This window comes from Nitrospirillum guaranorum (assembly GCF_034653275.1).
Taxonomy (GTDB): Bacteria; Pseudomonadota; Alphaproteobacteria; order Azospirillales; family Azospirillaceae; genus Nitrospirillum.
Genome location: NZ_JAYEES010000004.1, coordinates 1,544,656 through 1,565,099, shown reverse-complemented (window position 1 = coordinate 1,565,099; position 20,444 = coordinate 1,544,656). Strand labels below are relative to the sequence as shown.

Sequence of the window (20,444 nt, the reverse complement as noted above, 5' to 3'; positions counted from 1 at the left end):
CACGCCAGGCCCGATCATATGGTCCGGTTTACGCAATCTCCAATGGCGTTGCGGCCTATCCTTTTAGTTGAACTCAGGGTAGGCCGACAGGCTCGGTGGGGAAGGCCAGCTCATGCCGCGCCCGCCACTCCGGCTTCACATAATTGATGATGATGGTGCGGCGGATACCCTGGAAGGGGCGTCGGGCGAAGCCGTGCCAGGTGTCACTGCCGGGAATGAACACCAGCCCGGTGTTGAAACGGCCCGACGCCCGGCCGGCGTGGCCGCCCTCGGGCCCGTCCATGATGTCGGTGCCGAGGTTTTCCGCGTCCGGCCCGGTGCTGAGGTAGACCAGCATGGTGAACAGCTTGGCGCCGATGTCGGTGTGCGGTTCCAGCCAGAACCCTTCGCGGTCCAGGCAATATTCGATGCGCAGGGAGGAGCCGCCGAGGTCCACGCCGAACTGGCGCGCCAGGGTGGACACCGTCTCCGGCGCCTGGAAGGCGGCCGCCACGGCGCCGCACACCGGGTACAGCAGCTGGTTGTCCGTCGACAGGAAGGTACGGGTGGAGTTGTGCGTCTCCCGCCGGCCCATGGTGTCGTCGATCTCCGGCGCCGCGAAGGGCAGGGTGGCCAGCGCCTCCGCCACGGCGGCGGGGAAAACGCTATTGAGATACCAGTGACGATAGGGATGATCGTCCCGGTCCGCCGCGTTCAGGCAGGCGCGCACATGGCGGCCGGTGGCGGCGTCGAAGCCCTGCGGGTCGAAGGCGGGCGTGTGGAGGGCGGGAAGGCTCATCACATCTCCCCCTTGCCGGAGAAGGCGTCGCCCAGGCGCTTCAACCCGGCGGTGACGCCGTGACGCAGGGTTTCGCGCCGCTTGGTGCCGGCGTCCACCATCCAATTCAACATGATGTAGCGTCTCACGCCGTCGTGCGGCTTGTGGCCGTGGAAGGAGTTGTCGGTGCGGCGGAACGCCACCAGCGTGCCGTCCAGGGGCAGCACCTCGGCCAGCATGTCCTCCATGTCGTCGGCGCTGCGCAGCAGGCGCAGGCGGCCGCCGGGCGCCGTCCATGTGTCGTTCAGGTACAGCAGCGCCGTCAGGCGCTTGGTCACGCTGTCGGTGTGGATGCGCCCGTCCTTGGGCACGCAGCGGCTGCGCACCGTCACCATCAGGGCGTCGGGGTCCAGGTCCAGGCCGAAGGTCTCGGCGAAGGCCTGCGTCGTCTCCGGCGCCGTCAGGGCGGCCAGCAGGCGGGTGAAGCCGTCAAGGTCGCCCCGCTCCAGCTCCGCGCGCGACGGGGCGGGCACCAGGCCGCCATGAGGGCTGTCGGGGAAGTCGTGGCGGGCGGTGACGGCCACGACCGGGGCGATGAAGCCGGTCATCACCAGGTGGGGAAACGGTTCCGTGGCCGGGCGCAGGGCGCGCAGGCCATCCAGGTTCAGGACGCCGTCCGTCCGGTTGGCGGGCGGCACCGGGACCACGGACGGGGCGGTGGTCCCGGGCGGGGGGAGGAAAGGGCGGGCATGGAGCGGGGACCTTGAGCGGAGCCAGCCGGGGCGGACCCCCTGGCGATGCACTCTTTTCCACCTGTCCCGCGGCCGGGGCGTTGATCCAGGTCAAGGCCATATCCCTACGCATATGTCGTCCGCGTTAACGGAATCCACCAGACTCGTCATGGAGAATGCCGGCAGCGAGGGTGCGCCTATACCAGGCCAGCCTGCAGGTTTCGGGAGTGGTGGCGATGCGTTGGATTTCCGATCTGGCCTTGACCCGCAAGATGGCCATACCGCTGGGCATGCTGTTGATCGTGGTCTGCGGCCTCATCCTCTACGCCGGGGCGGCGATGACCACCCTGAACCGCCAGGCGGACCAGCTGGTAGACGTGCTGGCCCTGCGCCGGCAGACGGTGATGCAGTTGGCCAACGCCATGAACGAGGGCACGATCGCCGAGAAGAACCTGCTGCTGGAACGCAACGCCGAGGCCCGGGCCGGCTTCGACAAGCAGCGGCACGACTACTTCGCCCAGGCCGTGGACCTCGCCAACCTGCGCCTGGCCCAGGTGGACACCGCCGCCGACCGCCCGCTGACGGAGGATATGGTCAAGGCGGTGAAGCGCCGGGCCGAGGTGTCGGACATCGTGGCGCCCATGGGCCTGCGCCAGGAACTGGACCAGGCCTACGACTTCTCCGCCAAGGAAGGCCGCACGGCCCGCAAGGCCGCCGCCGCCGCCATCGCCCAGCAGGTCAAGATGACGGATGGCGAGCTGGTGGCCGGCAAGGCGGCGGCGGCGGAACAGGGCCGTCGCGCCATCATGCTGCTGGTGGTGGCCAGCGCCATCGGCCTGGGCGCCGCCGTCACCGTGCTGTGGCTGATCGTGCAGCGCCTGGTGGCGCGTCCGCTGGTGCGCATGGCGCACACCATGGAACGCCTGGCCGGCGGCGACCAGGACATCACCGTGGACGGCACGGACCGCAAGGACGAGGTGGGCTCGCTGGCCCGTTCGCTGGAGGTGTTCAAGCAGAACGCCCAGCGGGCGGAGATGCTGGCCCTGGAACAGGTGGCCGCGCAGGAACAGCGCATGCGCCGCACCCAGGTGGTGGAGCGGCTGATCGTGGATTTCGACCGCGCCGTCTCCATCGTGTTGGATAACGTCTCGACGTCCGCCGACCGGCTGCACGGCGCCGCCGGTACCATGAACAGCATGGCCAACGAGACGCGGGAGCAGGCGACCGTGTCGTCCGCCGCGGCGGAGCAGACCTCGGCCAACGTGCAGACCGTGGCCGCGGCCACGGAGGAGATGACCAGCTCCATCGCCGAGATCGGCCGGCAGGTGGTGCGCTCGTCCCAGGTGGCGTCGCGCGCCGTGGAGGACGCCCGCGCCACCAACCAGACCATGCAGGGCCTGGCCGAGGCCGCCACCCGCATCGGCGCCGTGGTGCAGATGATCCAGGACATCGCCGGGCAGACCAACCTGCTGGCGCTGAACGCCACCATTGAGGCGGCTCGCGCGGGTGAGGCCGGCAAGGGCTTCGCCGTCGTGGCGGGCGAGGTGAAAAGCCTGGCCAACCAGACGGCCAAGGCCACCGAGGAGATCTCCGGCCAGATCGCCGCCATCCAGACGGCAACGGGTGGCGCGGTGGATGCCATCCAGGCCATCGCCACCACCATCGGCGACATCTCGGAAATCACCACCACCATCGCCTCGGCCGTGGAACAGCAGAACGCCACCACCAACGAGATCAGCCGCAGCGTCGCCCAGGCGGCGGTGGGCACGCAGGAGGTGACCAGCAGCGTGGTGCACGTCACCCGCGCCGCCGGCCAGGCGGGCGCCGCCGCTGGCGAGGTGCTGTCCGCCGCCGGATCCCTCTCCGGCCAGGCCGCCACCCTGAAGGGGGAGATCGAGGCCTTCCTCAAGGGCATCCGCGCGGCGTGACGGCCGCGCGGCTTTCGTCCAAAGAGTCCGGATTCAAGTGGTGGCCGGTGTCCGCATCCGGACAGTGTTCGCAAACGGACGCGACGCGTTCTCAGATAACTTACTGATAAATAAATAAATCTGGATCTGGCATACCCCTTGCCATTGGAAAGCCCGCAGCGTCCGCTCATGAAAGGACGCTGGCGGGGCGCCCTTCCCGACGCCCTGTCCGACTGAAAAGGAAGTGGGGTCATGATGGTCCGGAACGACGTCCTGATGGACATGCAAGAAGTCGCCGACACGCGGTCGCTGATCGAGCGGGTCGAGGATGCGCTGCTGTCGGTCAACCCGGACCTGTGGCTGGTCAGCGCCCTGCTGGTGGTGGCCATCCGTTGCCTGGGGGCGCTGTGATGGGCGCGCCGGGCTCGCCCAGCGTGGAGGGGCCCGTTGGCGGCGTCCACATCGTCAAGGCGACGGGCATGGGTGGCGCCGGCAACATGGGCGCCGGCATGGATCGCCGTGTGGAGAGGCCCAGGGGCTGGAAGGGCTGGGTCCACCGCGCCCGCACCGACAAGCGTGCCTGGGCGGCCGGCGTGGCGCTGCTGGCCCTGGCCGGCGGGGCCGCGGTCCTGACCCAGACCCAGGGCGGCCAGACGGTGCGGGTGGCGGAATCGCGCCTGACCGTGGCCACGGTGTCCCAGGGCACGTTCGAGGATTTCATCCCCGTTCGCGGCGCGGTGGAGCCGCTGAACAGCGTCTACCTCGACAGCATCGAGGGCGGCCGGGTGGAGAAGAAACTGGTGGAGGTGGGCCAGAAGGTGAAGGCCGGCCAGCCGCTGGTGGAGCTGTCCAACACCCAACTGCAGCTGGACATCATCTCGCGCGAGGCGCAGGTGATGGAACAGATCAACCGCCTGCACGATACCGAGCTGCAGTTGGAAACCAACCGCATCAGCAACCAGCGTGAACTGGCGGAGTGCGACTACAACGTCTCCTGGCTGTCCAAGGACCTGGAGCGCAAGACGGCGCTGATCAAGACGGGCGCCTCCTCCCAGCGCGACATCGACATCATCCGCGACCAGATCAAATGGTATGAGCGCCGGCGCGAGCTGACGCTGGAGACCATGCGCACCACCGACCAGATGCGCGCCAGCCAATACACCGAGATGCAGGACAGCACCCGCCGCCTGGAGGAAAACCTGGCCATGGCGCGCAAGAACCTGGACAGCCTGGTGGTGCGGGCGCCGGTCGACGGGCAGATCACCGTCCTGGACGTGGAAATCGGCCAGACCAAGCAGAAGGGCGAGCGCCTGGGCCGCATCGACCGCGATGACGGCTTCAAGGTGCAGGCCCAGATGGACGAGTTCTACCTGTCGCGCCTGGAACTGGGCCAGACGGCGGAGGCAGCCATCGGCGCCGGGGAGTACAAGCTGAAGGTCGCCAAGATTTACCCGCAGGTCCGCGACGGCCAATTCCAGGTGGATCTGGAATTCCTCGGCAATGCGCCGCAGGATATCCGCAGCGGCCAGACCCTGCAGATGCGCCTGAAGCTGGGCGCGGCCACCACCGCGCTGTTGATCCCTAACGGCGGCTTCTACCAGGACACGGGCGGCGACTGGATCTTCGTGGTACAGCCGGGTGGCGCCTATGCCGAGAAGCGGCGCGTGCACCTGGGCCGGCGCAACGCCCAGATGATCGAGGTGCGCGACGGCCTGGCGGCGGGCGACCGGGTCATCGTCTCCTCCTACGGCGACCTGGCCCGCATGGACCGTATCGAACTGAATTGATACGCCTACGAAACGATTATTGAATTTGTTGTCATAAGACGGGGATGGCAAGGATGCTGAAGCTAGTCGACCTGACCAAGGTCTACCGCACGGAAGAGGTGGAGACGACGGCGCTGAACCAGGTGAACATCCACATCAAGCAGGGCGAGTTCGTGGCCATCATGGGCCCGTCGGGCTGCGGCAAGTCCTCGCTGCTGAACATCGTGGGCATGCTGGACAACCCCAGCAGCGGTCAATACTGGTTCGGGGACGAGGATGTGGCCGGCTACGGCGAGCGCCGCCTGGCCGACATCCGCAAGAAGAACATCGGCTTCATCTTCCAGAGCTTCAACCTGATCGACGAACTGACGGTGTTCGAGAACGTGGAACTGGCGCTGCTCTACCACGACATCCCCGCGCGCGAGCGGAAGGAGCGGGTGAAGGAGGCGCTGGCCAAGGTCAACATCGCCCACCGTGAAAGCCACCTGCCGCAGCAGCTGTCCGGCGGCCAGCAGCAGCGCGTGGCCATCGCCCGCGCCGTCGTCTCGCGCCCCCGCATGCTGCTGGCGGACGAGCCGACCGGCAACCTGGACAGCGCCAACGGCGAAGAGGTCATGAACATGCTGACCGAGCTGAACGGCGAGGGCACGACCATCGTCATGGTCACCCACTCCATGCCCCACGCCCAATACGCCCGGCGCATCATCAACCTGTTCGACGGCCAGGTGGTGGCGGAAAACCTGCGCGCCGCCTGACGCCCCGCTCCCGTCCGTCCCACCCAGTCTCTGCCGCCGCCCTTCGCCGCAAAAGGGGGAATGCCGCCCCATGTTCGCCAATTATCTGACCGTGGCGCTGCGCACGCTGATCAAGCACAAGCTCTATTCCGCCATCACGGTGGCGGGGTTGGCGCTGGGCCTGGCGGCGGCCATCCTCATCGGCTTGTTCGTCCATAACGAACTGACCTACGACCGCGACGTCACCGACGCCGACCGCATCCAGCAGGTGCTGGTCACCGCCACCCTGCCCGGCCGCGCCCCGGAAGACGGCGCGTCGCTGCCCATGCCCGTGGGCCCGGCGCTGAAGCAGGACTTCCCCCAGGTGGTGGAGGTGGCCCGCGTCGCGGCCCAGACGTCCACCCTGAAGCGCGACGAGACGCTGTTCAGCGAACAGGTGGCCGTGGCCGACGCCAGTTTCTTCCGACTGTTCGACTGGCCCTTCCTGGCGGGCGATCGCGCCAGCGCGCTGGACGACCCCAATTCCCTGGTGCTGACGCGCAAGACCGCCACCAAGTATTTCGGCGACGCCGATCCCCTGGGCCGGACGCTGCTGGTGGACGGCCACCTGCTGCGGGTGACGGGCGTCGTGCGCGACCTGCCGCCCAACACTCAGTTCACCTTCGCCCTGCTGCTGCCCATGGACAGCCCGGCCAACCAGATTCCGGATTATCTGCGGGAACAATGGGGCGGCCTGATCGCCATGACCTTCCTGAAGCTGAAGCCGGGGGCCGACCCCGACGCCATCCAGGCCGGCCTTCCCGCCTTCGCCACCGCCATCCCGCCCATCCGCACCAACGCGGGCGAGGTCCATCTGGGCGACATGTTCAAGTTCTTCCTGGTGCCGCTGACGCGGGCCCACCTGCATCCCGTGCGCAACGCCATGGTGGAGGGCACCAGCCCCCTTGAGATCGGCATCTTCACGGCCGTCGCCGTGCTGGTCCTGGCCATCGCCTGCATCAACTTCATGAACCTGGCGACGGCGCGGGCGTCCTTGCGGGCGCGCGAGGTGGCGTTGCGCAAAGTGGTGGGCGCCAGCCGCGCCCAGATCATGGTGCAGTTCCTGGGCGAGTCCATCCTGCTGACCACCTTGTCCCTGATCCTGGCGGTGGCGCTGGTGGAGGTGCTGCTGCCGTCCTTCACCACCTTCCTGGGCAAGCCGCCGCTGGCCTTCGATTATCTGCGCGACGGGCGCGTGCTGGGCTGCCTGGCGGCCTTGGTCCTGGTGGTGGGCGGGATGGGCGGGCTTTACCCGGCCGTCTTCCTCTCCGCGTTCCAGCCGGGTCCGGTGCTGAAGGGCAACAGCGGCGGCAGCGGGGCGGGCGGGCGTCTGCGCGTGGTCCTGGTCGTGTTGCAGTTCGCCATTTCCATCAGCCTGATGGTGGCGACGGGCGTGGTTTACGGCCAGCTGGCCTACGCCCAAGGGCGGGCGCTGGGCTTCAACAAGGAAAACGTCGTGGTGCTCACCGACCTGTACGGTCCGGACCTGCAGCAGAAGGCGGAAACCCTGCGCGACACCCTGCGGCAGGATCCACGCATCGCCACGGCGGCCCTGGCCGAGTCCTATCCCGGCAGCGGTACGGAGAACAACACGGGCGTGAACAACCCCGCCGCGCCAGCCGATGACGGGGCGGTCGTGCTGCGCCGCGACGCCGTGGACGCGGATTATTTCGCCACCCTCGATGTTCGGCTGGTGGCTGGGCGCGTCTTCGATCGCGAACACATGGCCGATGTCATCCCCCCGGCCGACACGTCAAGTCCGCAGAAGCCGCGCCATGGCGGCGTGGTCCTGAACCAGTCGGCCGTCCGGCGACTGGGCTACCCCTCGCCCGAGGCGGCGCTCGGCCAACCGCTGATGCTGCCCGGCAAGGAGGGCGAGGCGGGGGTGAAGGTCACGGTGGTGGGCGTGGTGGAGGACTTCCATCAGGGCAGCGTCCACACCGCGGTGGCGCCGCAGATGTTCCTGATGATGCCCAAGAACTACAGCCAGCTGTTGATCCGGGTGAAGGCGGGGGAGATGGCGGGCGCCCTGGACATGATCGACCGCAGTTGGCGCCAGCTGGTGCCGGACCGACCGGTGCCGCGCGTCTTCCTGGACGCTCAGCTGCAGAGCGTTTACGAGCGCGAGACCAAGACCGGCCAGTTGTTCGCCGTCTTCTCCGGCCTCGCCATCGTCATCGCCGCCCTGGGCCTGTTCGGCCTCGCCTCCTTCACCGCCGAGCGTCGGACCAAGGAGATCGGGCTGCGCAAGGTGTTGGGCGCGGGCGTCACCGACATCGTCCGCCTGCTGGTCTGGCAGTTCTCCAAGCCCGTGCTGGTGGCCAACCTGATCGCCTGGCCTGTCGCCTGGGTCGCCATGCGTCACTGGCTGGATGGCTTCGCCGACCGCGTTTCCCTCAATCCCCTGCTGTTCGTGGCGTCCGGCCTGTCGGCCCTGATGGTCGCCTGGGCCACGGTGGGGCTGCACGCCGCCCGGGTGGCGGCGACCAAACCCGTCGTCGCCTTGCGGTACGAGTGACGGGAGAACCCAGCGGCATGGGACGTTTTCATGCCGCTATAGGCCCCGACCGGGGCCGCCGGAAGTTTCCGGGGAGCGAAGCGGACTGGAAACTGAGGATAAGCCGAGGGCGCGGACGCGCCCGCCCGGCGATTGAGGGAAGGTGGAAGAGATGAAGATGCTGGGCAATTTCCTGCGGGTGGCGGTGCGCATCCTGGTGCGCGACCGCCTGTACACGCTGCTGAACGTGGCCGGCCTCGCCATCGGCATCGCCGCCGCCAGCATGCTGGGCCTCTATGTCTGGCATGAGACGCACTACGACGGCTTCTTCAGCAAGGCGGGGCAAATCTACCGCGTCGACAAGACGGAATTCGTGCCCGGCCGCATGCCCATCACCTACGATTCCACGGCCAAACCCCTGGGGCCGGTGCTGAAACAGGATTTCCCCGAGGTCGAGGCCATGGTGCGCATCCACAGCGAGTCCGTGGTGGTGTCGCGCGACGGGAACGCCTTCCGCGAGCGGATACAGGTGGTGGACGGCGATTTCTTCCGGCTGTTCGACCTGCCCTTCATCGCCGGCGACCCCGGCACGGCGTTGGCCGCCCCAGGCACCGTCGTGCTGCCGGAAAGCGTGGCGCGCAAGTATTTCAATGGGGTGGACGTCCTGGGCCGGACGCTAACGCTGACCAACGGCATCAGCCTGACGGTCAGCGGCGTCATCCGCGACCTGCCGACCAACACCCACCTCCGGCGCGACGCCATGCTGACCAACATGGGGACCCGGCTGGGCGAGAACTTCGACGGCTGGTTCGCCCGCATGGACACGACGTGGAACACCAACTTCATCCGGACCTATATCCTGGTGAAGCCCGGCACCGACCCGGCGGCGCTGACGGCGCGTTTCCCGGCTTTCCTGGCGGCGCGCGACCCCAACTATCTGTCGACCGGCACCAACAAGCCGGCCAAGGCCCTGGTGCTGACCGGCCTGACCCACATCCACACTGATCCCACCGGGGTCAGCGCCAACCTGCTGGGCGTGCTGCATGGCCTGCTGGCCGTGGCCGCCGTGGTGCTGGGCATCGCCATCGTCAACTTCGTCAACCTGTCGACCGCGCGTTCCTCCCTCAGGGTGCGCGAGGTGGCGGTGCGCAAGGCGCTGGGTGCGCCGCGCGGCATGCTGATCGGGCAGTTCATCGTGGAATTGGTGCTGCTGACCCTGGTGGCGGCGGTGCTGGGGTACGTCCTGCTGGAAGTGCTGATGCCCACCTTCGTGTCCGCGCTGGGCATCCGGTTCGACCGGGGCTACCTCTACAGCCCCTGGCTGCTGGTGGCGGAACTGGCGGGCGTGCTGGCGGTGGGCGGCCTGGCCGGCCTTTACCCGGCGCTGGTCCTGTCACGGCCCACCGCCTCGGTCCTGCTGAAAGGCGGGACGGTGGCGTCGGGCGGGTCGGCGGTGCGCACCCTGCTGGTGGTGGCGCAGTTCAGCGCCGCCATCCTGCTGGCCATTTCCACCGTCGTCATCTTCCAGCAGACACGCTACGTCAGCAGCCAGCAGCTGGGCTTCAACGCCGAGGGCGTGCTGCTGGTGCGCGAACTGCACCAGCCGGAGGCGCGCGCCCACATCGAAAGCTTCCGCCAGGCGCTGCTGCGCATCCCGGGCGTGGCCCAGGCGGGTGCCAGTTTCCACGCGCCCAGCGACGGGTCGGACAGCACCGACAACTATCACGTGCCCGGCACGGTGGACGACGGCACCATCGTCTTCCGCAGCGAATTCATTGGGCACGACTACCTGCAGGCCATGGGCGTGCGGCTGCTGGCCGGCCGCCTGTTCGACCGCGCCGCCACGGCGGATGCCCTGCGCGATCCGGCGGCGGCGGCACCGGCCGAGGGCATCAACAGCGTGCGCCCCACCGACCCCCTGGGCCGCACGGTGGTGCTGTCCTGGCGGGCCGTCCAGCGCCTGGGCTTCCACACGGCGGAAGAGGCGGTGGGCCGGCAGGTGATCTATGACGTCGACTATCCGCTGACCATCATCGGCGTTGTGGATGATTGGCAGTTCAACAGCGCCCGGACGGAACTGCAGCCCACCGCCTTCCTGCTGGACGAACGGGGCCTGGACGTCATGGCCGTGCGTCTTACGCCCGCCGCCGGGGCCGCCACGCTGGCCGCCATCGACCAGCTGTGGAAGGACACCTTCCCCACCATCCCCGAGAACCGGCAGTTCCTGGACGACCATATCCGCGACGCCTACACGGGCGAGACGCGCCAGGGGACCCTGCTGGCGGGCTTCACCGGCCTCGCCATCCTGATCGCCTGCTTGGGCCTGTTCGGCCTCGCCGCCTTCACCGCGCAGCGCCGGACCAAGGAGATCGGACTGCGCAAGGTGCTGGGCGCCGGCGTCACCGACATTGTGCGCCTGCTGGTCTGGCAGTTCAGCAAGCCGGTCATGGTGGCCAACCTCATCGCCTGGCCGCTGGCTTGGCTGGGGCTCAGCCGCTGGCTGCAGGGCTACGCCTACCGTATCGCGCTGAACCCGCTGGTTTTCGCCGTGGCCGGGCTGGCGGCCTTGGTCATCGCCTGGGTGACCGTGGCCGGCCACGCCGCCCGCGTGGCGGCGGCCAAGCCGGTGGACGCCCTGCGTTACGAATAGGCGCCAACGGGATTGGCCAGCGGGAATGCAAAGGGGGGACGGGGCATCATGTTCGGCAATTTCCTGAAGGTCGCCGTGCGGGTCCTGGTGCGCCAGCGCCTCTACACCGCCCTGAACATCGCCGGCCTGGCGCTGGGCATGGCCACGGCGGCCATGATCGGCCTCTTCGTCTGGCATGAGATGCACTATGACGGCTTCTTCTCCCACGCCGACCGCATCCATCGCCTGATCCGCACCTTCCACACGCCCAGCGGGGCGGCGGTGACCGTGGCCGCGCAGGCCAAGCCCATGGGCCCCGCCCTGGCGCGCGACTTCCCGGAGGTGGAGGCCGTGGTGCGGGTGGTGAACCACGCCGTGGCCGTGCGCCGCGACAGCGCCGTGTTCGAGGTGCACCTGACCCTGGCCGACGCCGACTATTTCCGCCTGTTCGACTGGCCCTTCGTGGCGGGCGATCCCGCCACCGCGATCGGCCAGCCCGGCACCGTGGTCCTGACGGAAACGACGGCGCGCAAGCTGTTTTCCAGCGTCGACATCCTGGGTCGCGCCGTCACCTTGACCTCGGGCGTGACGCTGACGGTGGCGGGCGTCATCCGCGACCTGCCGTCCAACACCGTCTTCCACATGGAAATGCTGGCCAATATCGCCACCCGTCTCAACGACGGCTGGGATGAGCCCTTCGCCGCGGCCGACACCCAGTGGCACCACAGCTTCCTGCGCACCTACCTGCTGCTGAAGCCGGGGGTGGAGCCCGCGTCCCTGGTGGCGCGCTTCCCCGGCTTCCTGGCGGCCCGCATGACCGAGTACCTGGACACGGCCACAGGCAAGCCCAGCGCGACCCTGGACCTGCAGCCGCTGACCCGTGTGCATATCGAGGGCATCAGTGACGATGGCGTGCCCCTCAGCCTGCTGGTCACCTTCCTCGCCGTGGGGGCGCTGGTGCTGGGGATCGCCGTCATCAACTTCATCAACCTGTCCACCGCCCGCTCCTCCCTGCGCGCGCGGGAGGTGGCCATCCGCAAGACCCTGGGCGGGCGGCGCGGCATGCTGGTGACGCAGTTCCTGACGGAATCGGTGCTGCTGGCCTTCATTTCCGGGGCGCTGGCCCTTGTGCTGGTGGAATTGGCCATGCCGCGTTTCCTGGCGCTGCTGGACCTGCGCATGGACCAGCATTTCATGTCCGGCCTGTGGATCGCTGCCGTGTCGCTGCCCCTGGTGGCGGTGGTGGGCCTGCTCGGCGGCCTCTACCCGGCGCTGGTCCTGTCGCGGCCCCGGCCGGGCGACCTGCTGAAGGGCGGTCCGGCCGCGACCGGTGGCGGGCGGCTGCGCGCCATCCTGGTGGTGGCCCAGTTCGCCGCCGCCATCGTGCTGGGCATCTCCACCGTCGTCATGCTGCAGCAGACGCGCTACGCCAGCACCCAGCGCCTGGGCTTCATGCCGGAAAACGTCGTGTTGCTGCGCGGGCTGGACACCCCGGTGGGGCATGCCCATCAGCAGGCCCTGCGCGAGGCGCTGCTGCGCATTCCGGGCGTGATCACGGCGGGCGGCAGCCTGTGGATGCCGGGCGATGGCGCCGACCGCTTCTCCTCCTACCGTCTGCCCGACACGCCCAAGGAGAAGGAATTGGCGCTGCGCACCGAGGGGGTGGACTTCGGCTACATGGAAACCGTGGGTATGAAGGTCCTGGCCGGCCGGCTGTTCGACCAGGCCCACCCCCAGGACGGCCAGGTCTCCCGGCCGGACGCGCCGGAGGATGAGGAGGCACCCCAGGGGGACAGCATCGTGCTGTCCGCCCTGGCGGTGACGCGCCTGGGCCTGGGCACCCCGGAGCAGGCGCTGGGCCGTACGGTCATCTATGGCGACCACACGGCCATGACCGTCATCGGCGTGGTGGACGACGTGCAGTTCGACAGCGCCAAGTCGGTGATGGAACCCACCCTCTATCTGATCGAGCCGCGCTTCATGGATGTCATGGCGGTGCGCGTCGCCGGCGGCGGCGGCGCGGCCACCCTGGCGGCCATCGACGACACCTGGCGCCGCCTCTATCCCGACCTGCCGCTGAAGCGGGAATTCCTGGACGACCACATCCGCGACACCTACGCCGCCACGGCGCACCAGGGCCAGTTGCTGGGCCTGTTCTCGGGCCTGGCCATCCTGATCGCCTGCCTGGGCTTGTTCGGCCTGGCCGCCTTCACGGCGGAGCGGCGGACCAAGGAGATCGGCCTGCGCAAGGTGCTGGGCGCCACCGTGCCCGATATCGTGCGCCTGCTGGTGTGGCAGTTCAGCAAGCCGGTGGTGGTGGCGACGCTGGTCGCCTGGCCCGTGGCCTGGGTGCTGGCCGGCCGCTGGCTGGGGGAATTCGTCTATCGTGTCGACCGCGACCCCCTGGTCTTCGTCATCGCCGGCCTGGCGGCGCTGCTGATCGCCTGGGTGACGGTGGCGGGCCATGCCGCCCGGGTGGCCGCCGCCAAGCCGGTGCGCGCCCTGCGGTACGAATGAAATCCCACGGCTTCCGCCACCGGCCGCGCCTGGCGTTTGAGGAAAACGGATAAACCATGCTGCTGAATTACCTGCGTATCGCCAGTCGGGTACTGCTGCGTCAGCGGCTCTACACCGCCTTGAACATGATGGGTCTGGCGCTGGGCATCGCCACGGCGGCCATGACGGGGCTGTACGTCTGGCATGAGACGCATTTCGACGGCTTCCACAGCCAGGGCGGGCGCATCTACCGCATCGTCCAGGCCCAGTACGCGCCGGCCCAGGCCCCGATCCGCCGGATCGAGACGCCCAAGCCCCTAGGCCCCGCGCTGGCGCAGGACCTGCCTGCGGAGGTGGAGACCATGGTGCGGATGGTGCGCCATGCCATTGTGCTGCGCGACGGCGGCACGCCGGTGGAGGACACCATCTACCTGGCGGACGCGCCCTTCTTCCGCCTGTTCGACTTTCCCTTCCTGGCGGGCGACCCCGCGACGGCCCTGGCGCAACCGGGCACCGTGGTGCTGACCGAAAGCCGGGCACGGCGCTACTTCGGCTCGTCCGATGCCCTGGGCCGCACCCTGGAGCTGACCTCGGGCGTCCGCCTGGTGGTGACGGGCGTGGTGCGCGACCTGCCGTCCAACACCATATTCTCCCGCGAATTTCCCGCGACGCTGTGGACCAACGTCGCCACCCGGTTCCAGGATGGCTGGGACGCGGAGTTCGCCGCCAAGGACACGCTGTGGCGGGATGAGTTTCTGCAGACCTTCGTGATGCTGAGGCCGGGTGTGGACGCGGGCGCCCTGCCGGCGCGCTTCCCCGCCCTGCTGCTGGCCCACCGCGAAGGCCGGCAGGACATCGCGCCGGGGCTGGTGGAAACGCTGGAACTGCAACCCCTGACGGCCATGCACACCGACCCGATGGCGGGCCTGGGCATCGCGCCCGGCACCTTGGCGGCCTTCACGGGCATCGCCTGTCTGGTGCTGGGCATCGCCGTGGTCAATTTCGTCAACCTGTCCACCGCCCGCGCCTCCCTCCGGGCGCGGGAGGTGGCCATCCGCAAGACGCTGGGCGGTCGCCGTAGCCAGCTGGTGACGCAGTTCCTGCTGGAATCGGTGCTGCTGGCCCTGGCGGCGGGCCTTCTGGGCCTGGCGCTGGTGGAATTGGTGATGCCCCGCTTCCTCGCCCTGCTGGCCGTCCGGTTGGACGCGCGCTTCCTGGGTGGCGCGGGCCTGGCGGCGGCGGTGCTGCTGCCAACCCTGCTGGTGGGCATGCTGGGGGGATTGTATCCGGCGGTCGTGCTGTCGCGGCCCCGACCCACCGACCTGCTGCGCGGCGTGCAGGCAGCGGGGGGCGGGCGCCTGCGCGCGGCCCTGGTCATGCTGCAGTTCACCGCCGCCATCGTGCTGGTCATCGCCACCATCGTGATGGGACAGCAGACCCGCTACGCCAGCACCCAGCAACTGGGCTTTCGGGCGGAGGGGGCGGTGGTGCTGCGCGGCTTGGCCCGGCCGGCGGGGCGGGCGGGTTTGGCCGGCCTGCACGACGCCTTGGCGCGCATTCCGGGCGTCGCCGCCGTGGGGGCCGCCGCCAACGTGCCCAACGACCGCAGCGAATGGACCAACAATTACCGCCTGCCCGAGGCGCCGGACGGGACCCGTGACCTGCTGTTCCGCACCGAACCGGTGGACGTGGACTATCTGCAGGCCCTGGGCGTGCCCGTGCTGGCCGGCCGCGTGTTCGACCCGGCCCGGCCGGGCGACGTCACCAGCCACGCGGCCATCCGGGCGGGGACGGCCGGCACCACCATTCCCGTGGTCCTGTCGGTCACGGCGGCGGCGCGCTTGGGCCTGGGCGCGCCGGACGGGGCGGTGGGGCGCACCGTGGTTTACGGCGACAGCCTGCCCCTGACCGTGGTCGGCGTGGTGGCGGACGTGCAGTTCGGCACCGCACGCCAGACTTTGGAGGGCACCGTCTACCTAGCCATGCGGGATGAGCTGTCTGTCATGCTGGTGCGTCTTGCGCCCAACGCCGACGCTGCGACCCTGGCCGCCATCGATGACACCTGGCGCCGCCTGTTTCCCGACCTGCCCCTTAAGCGTGAGTTCCTGGATGAGCATGTCCGCCAGGTCTACGCCGACGAGGCGTTGCAGGGTCAGTTGCTGGCCCTGTTCTCCGGCCTGGCCATCCTGATCGCCTGCCTGGGTTTGTTCGGCCTGGCGGCCTTCACGGCGGAACGGCGGACCAAGGAGATCGGCTTGCGCAAGGTGCTGGGCGCCACGGTGGCCGATATCGTCCAACTGCTGGTCTGGCAGTTCAGCAAGCCCGTTCTGGTGGCCAACCTGATCGCCTGGCCCGTGGCATGGGTGGTGATGGGCCGCTGGCTGGGGGGCTTCGCCTACCGTATCCAGATGGACCCCTTGGTCTTCGCCTTGGCCGGCCTGGCGGCGCTGCTGATCGCCTGGATAACGGTGGCGGGCCATGCCGCCCGGGTGGCCGCCGCCAAGCCGGTCAACGCCCTGCGCTATGAATGACGCCGACGCATGCCTTCCAAAGGGAAGAAAAGGTGAATAGGCGCCATGTCTGGCGGGGCGCTTGCGCATGCGCCCCCGGCGGTGCCAGCCTGGGGCCGGACAAGCTCTTCAGGGAAACGGATCATGGCGATGGCGGTGACGGGCGCGGACGTCGAGGCGGCGGCGGAGCTTCTGGCGGGCAAGGCGGTGGTGACGCCGCTGATCACCAACGCGGCGCTGGACACGGCGGTGGGTGCCCGCGTGCTGTTGAAGCCCGAGGTCTTGCAACGTACCGGTTCCTTCAAGTTTCGCGGCGCCTACAACCGCCTGGGCCGCTTGACGGCGGAGGAACGGGCGCGGGGCGTGGTCGCCTGGTCGTCCGGCAACCATGCCCAGGGCGTGGCGGAAGCCGCCCGCCTGGTGGGTACTAGGGCCACCATCGTCATGCCGGCCGACGCCCCCGCCATCAAGGTGGCGGGCACGCGCGCCCTGGGCGCGGAGATCGTGTTCTATGACCGCTTCACTGAGGATCGCGAGGCCATCGGGCGGGAACTGTGCGCCCGCACCGGTGCCGTGCTGGTGCCCTCCTACGACGATGCTCACATCATCGCCGGCCAGGGCACCGTGGGGCTGGAGATCGGGCGCCAGGCGGCGGCCGTGGGCCTGACCGTCGATGCCTGCCTGGTGAATTGCAGCGGTGGGGGTCTGGCCACCGGCACCGCCCTGGGCCTGAAGCAGACCTTCCCCCAGGCCAGCGTGCACACGGCTGAGCCGGCGGGTTTTGACGACATGGCGCGGTCGCTGGCGGCTGGGGAACGTTTGGCCAACGCGCCCGGCGCCAAATCCTCCTGCGACGCGCTGCTGGCGCCCATTCCCGGCACCATCACCTTTCCCCTGGCCCAGGCGCTGCTGGGTCCTGGCCTGGTGGTGACGGAGGCGGAGGTGCGCGCCGCCATGCGCTTCGCGGCCGCCAACCTGAAACTGGTGGTGGAGCCTGGCGGGGCGGCCGCCCTGGCGGCGCTGCTGGCCGGCAAGGTGGAAACGGCCGGCCGCACCATCGCCGTGGTGCTGTCCGGCGGAAATGTCGACCCGGCCCTTTATGCCGAGGTCTTGGCCGAGGCGGCCTGAGGCGGACGTGCGCGGGAAATGACCCGACGCCGTCCGGCGCCAGGGTCACAGGGAAAAGGGTCCCACGGGGAAAAGGATCAAGGCATGGAACTTGAGGATCGTCTGGCGGTGAAGCTGCTGGCCCAGGCGCAAGCCCTGTTGGGCAAGGCCGTCAACGAGACGCTGTGCACCCATCCCGACCGTCGCCTGGTCCGCGCCCTGGTGGACGAGGCCCAGGCGATGATCGCCGAGTTTGGGGACACGTATTTCGAGGACAGGGCCGCTAAGGATCAGGCCGCCTCGGGCTGACCGGCCCCGTTGCCATCCAACTGGGGGCCTTCCCAGCTGCGCCAGATCTGGCCGCGGCTGTCGCGGGTGCGGCGCTGGTCGGCGATGGCCGCCTCAAGACTGCTCACGGCCCGCTCCAGCGCCCGCACGCTGCGAAAACGCTGCCCGTCCAGAGCCTGGAACAGGCTGTGCGAGGCGAAGAACTGGACGTCCCGGCCATCCTGCACGGCCAGTCCCGCCGTGTGGCGGGCGGTCTCGATGATGACCGCGGCGGGCGCGGGCGCCCGGACGATGTCCTGGTTTTGAAGTCGCTGGCTCATGGTGAGCTCCCTCTACACCCCCGCCATTACGGGGGTGTGAAAACAACACGATGGTTTTGTGGCTCGGGGCCCAGGGGGTGGGGCGGGCCCGGAACACTGCGGCTGGGGCCGGCGGGACGCGGGTCACCGCGCCCGGCGGGGCATCAACAGCGGCAGCCCATGCGCATGAGGGAACAGCGGCAGGCCAGGGCGTGGGCCTGGCGGCACGGTGGGCGTCGGGTCGGGAAAGTGCGGGTCATGGCTGGTCCTTCGCGTTCCGGGGCATGTTCCGGAGGAACCACGAAGTGGCTTCGTGGCGCTTTAGCGGTTGGTGACGCGGCGCAAGCTGCTCCGTCAAATGGCCGCGGGCCGGTCGGCCGGGCCCCCACCAGGAATGAAACGAACGGGCGGTTGTTCCTGGACGGTGGGGGCCCGGCGCTGGCCGGGAAGGGGGGCTGGGAAGCCGCCTTCCTTGACGCCAAGGCTGTCATCCGCCGATTTCGCTGTCAATAAGGATAATAATGACGAATCTTTAACGTTGAATTGAGGATTCGATATTTTTGGCTGTTTTCCCAGCCTTTTCCCCTCATGCGATGGTGGGCGCAGGATGCGGATTGGCGGAATGCCTGTCGGTGACGGGCGTCACCCCGCCGCTATCCGTTTGGCCATGCGTCAATTCAACATATTGCCGTGTTGAATTTACGGTACATCACGCACGCAGGCGGGGGCATTGACAGTTTGCCGCACATGCCGATCCTATGCCGGCCGGCTTAATCCCCGCATTTCCGGTTACACCTCGAAAGGGAGCTGCCCCATGCGTCGTGCCTATTCGTCCCTGCTGACGGCCCTGCCGCTGATCGGCGCGCTGCTGGCGGCCCCAGCCACCCAAGCGGCCGACCCGGTGGTCCACATCGGCTACATCCCCGTGCTGGGCGCGGCGCCGGCCTACATCATCAGCCAGGAGGGGTGGGACAAGCAGGCGGGGTTCGAGCTGAAGCTGACGCAGTTCGACAGCGGCCCCAACATGATCCTGGGCCTGGCCTCCGGCACGCTGGAGGCCTACATGGGCGGCATCGGCCCCTTGATGGTCGCGGGCTCGCAGGGCATCACGGTGAAGGTGGTCGCCTCCACCGCGGTGGAGGAGCTGGTGGTGGCCGGCGGGCCGGAGCTGTCGGCCGAGGCGGCCAAGGGCGACACCAAGGCGGAGGCCATCGCGCGCCTGGCGGCCAAGCTGGGCCGGCCGGTGAAGATCGCCACCCAGCCGGTGGGCTCCATCCCCGACACGGTGCTGAAGTACTGGCTGCAGGAGGATGAGCACATCGACCCGGCCAAGGTGCAGATCGTGCCCATGGGCATCGACGCCACCCAGCAGGCGCTGCTGGCCGGCGCCGTGGACGCCGCCACCGTGCGCGAGCCGGCCCTGACCATCATCCAGGACCGTCAGCCGGCGGTGAAGGTGCTGGCCTATGGCAAGGACATGATCAAGGACCAGCCAGGCACCGTGCTGGGCGTCACCGGCGCCCTGGCCAAGGATCACCCGGAACTGGTGCAGAAGCTGGTGGAGCTGGTGGACAAGGCCGTCACCCTCATCGCCCAGGATCCGGCCCGTGCCGCCGCCGACGTGGAAAAGGTGCTGGGCCGCGGCATCGTGGACGTGAAGACCATGCAGCGCGCCTTGACCTCCCCCGCTTCCCAGTTCGTGGTCGACCCCCGCCGCATCGTGGAAAAGACCAAGACCCTGCAGGATTTCCAGCTGAAGACCGGCGTCTTGAAGAAGGCGGAGCCGCTGGATACCCTGTTCGACGCCAGCTATTACGAAAAACTCCATAAGTGAGCGTCGTCGTTTGACCTCCCCGACATCGCCGGATCAGCCCGGGGCCGCCCTGCCGACCCCGGGCAAGCGCATACCCCCGTCCGCCTTCCTGGCCAAGCCGTCCCGGCGCTATCGCGGCCTGTGGGCGTTGCTGGGTGTCATCACCTTCCTGGCGGTGTGGGAGGCGGTGCCGCGCCTGGGCCTGGTGCGCCCCGTGCTGCTGCCGCCGCCCAGCGCCATCCCCCAGGCCTTCGCGGCGGAGGTGCGCAGCGGGGCCTGGACGGACGCCATCCTGCAAAGCCTGGGGCATTATCTCTGGGGCCTGGTCATCGGCTCGGTCGGCGGTATCGCCGCCGGCGTGCTGACCGGCATGTCCCGGCGGCTTGAGGATTTCACCAGCTGGGTGGTGCGCCTGTTGCGCCCCATCCCCGGCCTGGCGTGGGTGCCCTTCGCCATCATCTGGTTCGGCGTCACGCCCACGGCCGCCATCTTCATCATCGTGCTGGGCGTCTTCTGGATCAATTATTTCGCGGCATTGGGCGCGGTGCAGGCCGTGGACCGCGACCTCCTGGAACTGGCCGACGCGTTCGGCCACCGCTCCACCCCGGCCAAGCTGGTCAAGATCGTGCTGCCCGCCGCGTCCGGCGCCATCCTGGCGGGCCTGCGCACCGGCCTGGGGCAGGCCTGGATGTCGGTGGTGGCGGCGGAGCTGTTCGGCGTGCCGGGCCTGGGACAGCGCATGATGCAGGCCAGCTCCCTGCTGGCGACCGATATCGTCATCGTCTACATGGCCACCATGGCCCTGTTCTACGGCCTGGTCGACATGGGCTTCGTCGCGGTGCGCGACCGTATGATGCGCTGGAAGGCTTAA

The 20,444-nt window shown here is 68.9% G+C and carries 15 protein-coding genes; 12 read left to right on the top strand and 3 right to left on the bottom strand.

Annotation, left to right across the window (positions count from 1 at the left end):
- Positions 1–73 precede the first annotated feature (73 nt).
- Both UAJ10_RS28610 and UAJ10_RS28605 read right to left on the bottom strand, forming a co-directional pair.
- The gene (locus UAJ10_RS28610; RefSeq protein ID WP_322918782.1) at positions 74–778 is read right to left on the bottom strand and encodes a 2OG-Fe(II) oxygenase; all 705 of its coding nucleotides are present in this window, start codon (positions 776–778) and stop codon (positions 74–76) included.
- Complete coding sequence (locus UAJ10_RS28605) at positions 778–1,464, bottom strand: 2OG-Fe(II) oxygenase (protein ID WP_322918781.1); 687 nt, start codon at positions 1,462–1,464, stop codon at positions 778–780. Before UAJ10_RS28605 ends, UAJ10_RS28610 begins: the two co-directional genes overlap by 1 nt.
- A gap of 260 nt (positions 1,465–1,724) precedes the next feature.
- Here UAJ10_RS28605 and UAJ10_RS28600 point away from each other — a divergent pair, with 260 nt between their 5' ends.
- The 10 genes from UAJ10_RS28600 to UAJ10_RS28555 all read left to right on the top strand — a co-directional run bounded on the left by UAJ10_RS28600 (position 1,725) and on the right by UAJ10_RS28555 (position 17,482).
- Complete coding sequence (locus UAJ10_RS28600; RefSeq protein WP_322918780.1) at positions 1,725–3,416, top strand: methyl-accepting chemotaxis protein; 1,692 nt, start codon at positions 1,725–1,727, stop codon at positions 3,414–3,416.
- A gap of 231 nt (positions 3,417–3,647) precedes the next feature.
- Positions 3,648–3,806, top strand: coding sequence for a hypothetical protein (locus UAJ10_RS28595; protein WP_322918779.1), 159 nt, complete (start codon positions 3,648–3,650; stop codon positions 3,804–3,806).
- The gene (locus UAJ10_RS28590; protein WP_322918778.1) at positions 3,806–5,182 is read left to right on the top strand and encodes an efflux RND transporter periplasmic adaptor subunit; all 1,377 of its coding nucleotides are present in this window, start codon (positions 3,806–3,808) and stop codon (positions 5,180–5,182) included. Before UAJ10_RS28595 ends, UAJ10_RS28590 begins: the two co-directional genes overlap by 1 nt.
- A 53-nt stretch (positions 5,183–5,235) precedes the next feature.
- Entirely contained in the window at positions 5,236–5,916 is a 681-nt protein-coding gene (locus tag UAJ10_RS28585; RefSeq protein ID WP_322918777.1) for an ABC transporter ATP-binding protein, read from the top strand.
- 70 nt (positions 5,917–5,986) lie between these two features.
- Positions 5,987–8,452, top strand: coding sequence for an ABC transporter permease (locus UAJ10_RS28580; protein WP_322918775.1), 2,466 nt, complete (start codon positions 5,987–5,989; stop codon positions 8,450–8,452).
- A 157-nt stretch (positions 8,453–8,609) separates the two neighbouring features.
- A complete protein-coding gene (locus UAJ10_RS28575; protein WP_322918774.1) occupies positions 8,610–11,081 on the top strand; it encodes an ABC transporter permease in 2,472 nt (823 codons plus the stop codon).
- Positions 11,082–11,129: 48 nt separating this feature from the next.
- Positions 11,130–13,577 (top strand): ABC transporter permease, encoded by a 2,448-nt coding sequence (locus UAJ10_RS28570; RefSeq protein ID WP_322918773.1) that lies wholly within the window; start codon positions 11,130–11,132, stop codon positions 13,575–13,577.
- A gap of 56 nt (positions 13,578–13,633) precedes the next feature.
- Entirely contained in the window at positions 13,634–16,087 is a 2,454-nt protein-coding gene (locus UAJ10_RS28565; protein WP_322918772.1) for an ABC transporter permease, read from the top strand.
- A 123-nt stretch (positions 16,088–16,210) separates the two neighbouring features.
- Positions 16,211–17,194 (top strand): threonine ammonia-lyase, encoded by a 984-nt coding sequence (locus UAJ10_RS28560; RefSeq protein WP_322918771.1) that lies wholly within the window; start codon positions 16,211–16,213, stop codon positions 17,192–17,194.
- 84 nt (positions 17,195–17,278) lie between these two features.
- The gene (locus tag UAJ10_RS28555; protein WP_322918770.1) at positions 17,279–17,482 is read left to right on the top strand and encodes a hypothetical protein; all 204 of its coding nucleotides are present in this window, start codon (positions 17,279–17,281) and stop codon (positions 17,480–17,482) included.
- Here the strand turns inward: UAJ10_RS28555 and UAJ10_RS28550 are convergent.
- Positions 17,464–17,781, bottom strand: coding sequence for a hypothetical protein (locus UAJ10_RS28550; RefSeq protein WP_322918769.1), 318 nt, complete (start codon positions 17,779–17,781; stop codon positions 17,464–17,466). The two genes, UAJ10_RS28555 and UAJ10_RS28550, sit on opposite strands and share 19 nt — an antisense overlap.
- A 793-nt stretch (positions 17,782–18,574) precedes the next feature.
- On the opposite strand from UAJ10_RS28550, the gene UAJ10_RS28545 reads away from it, so the two are divergent.
- Both UAJ10_RS28545 and UAJ10_RS28540 read left to right on the top strand, forming a co-directional pair.
- Positions 18,575–19,594 (top strand): ABC transporter substrate-binding protein, encoded by a 1,020-nt coding sequence (locus UAJ10_RS28545; protein ID WP_322918768.1) that lies wholly within the window; start codon positions 18,575–18,577, stop codon positions 19,592–19,594.
- Positions 19,595–19,604: 10 nt separating this feature from the next.
- Positions 19,605–20,444: an ABC transporter permease gene (locus UAJ10_RS28540; RefSeq protein ID WP_416235412.1), complete on the top strand. Its 840-nt coding sequence runs from the start codon at positions 19,605–19,607 to the stop codon at positions 20,442–20,444.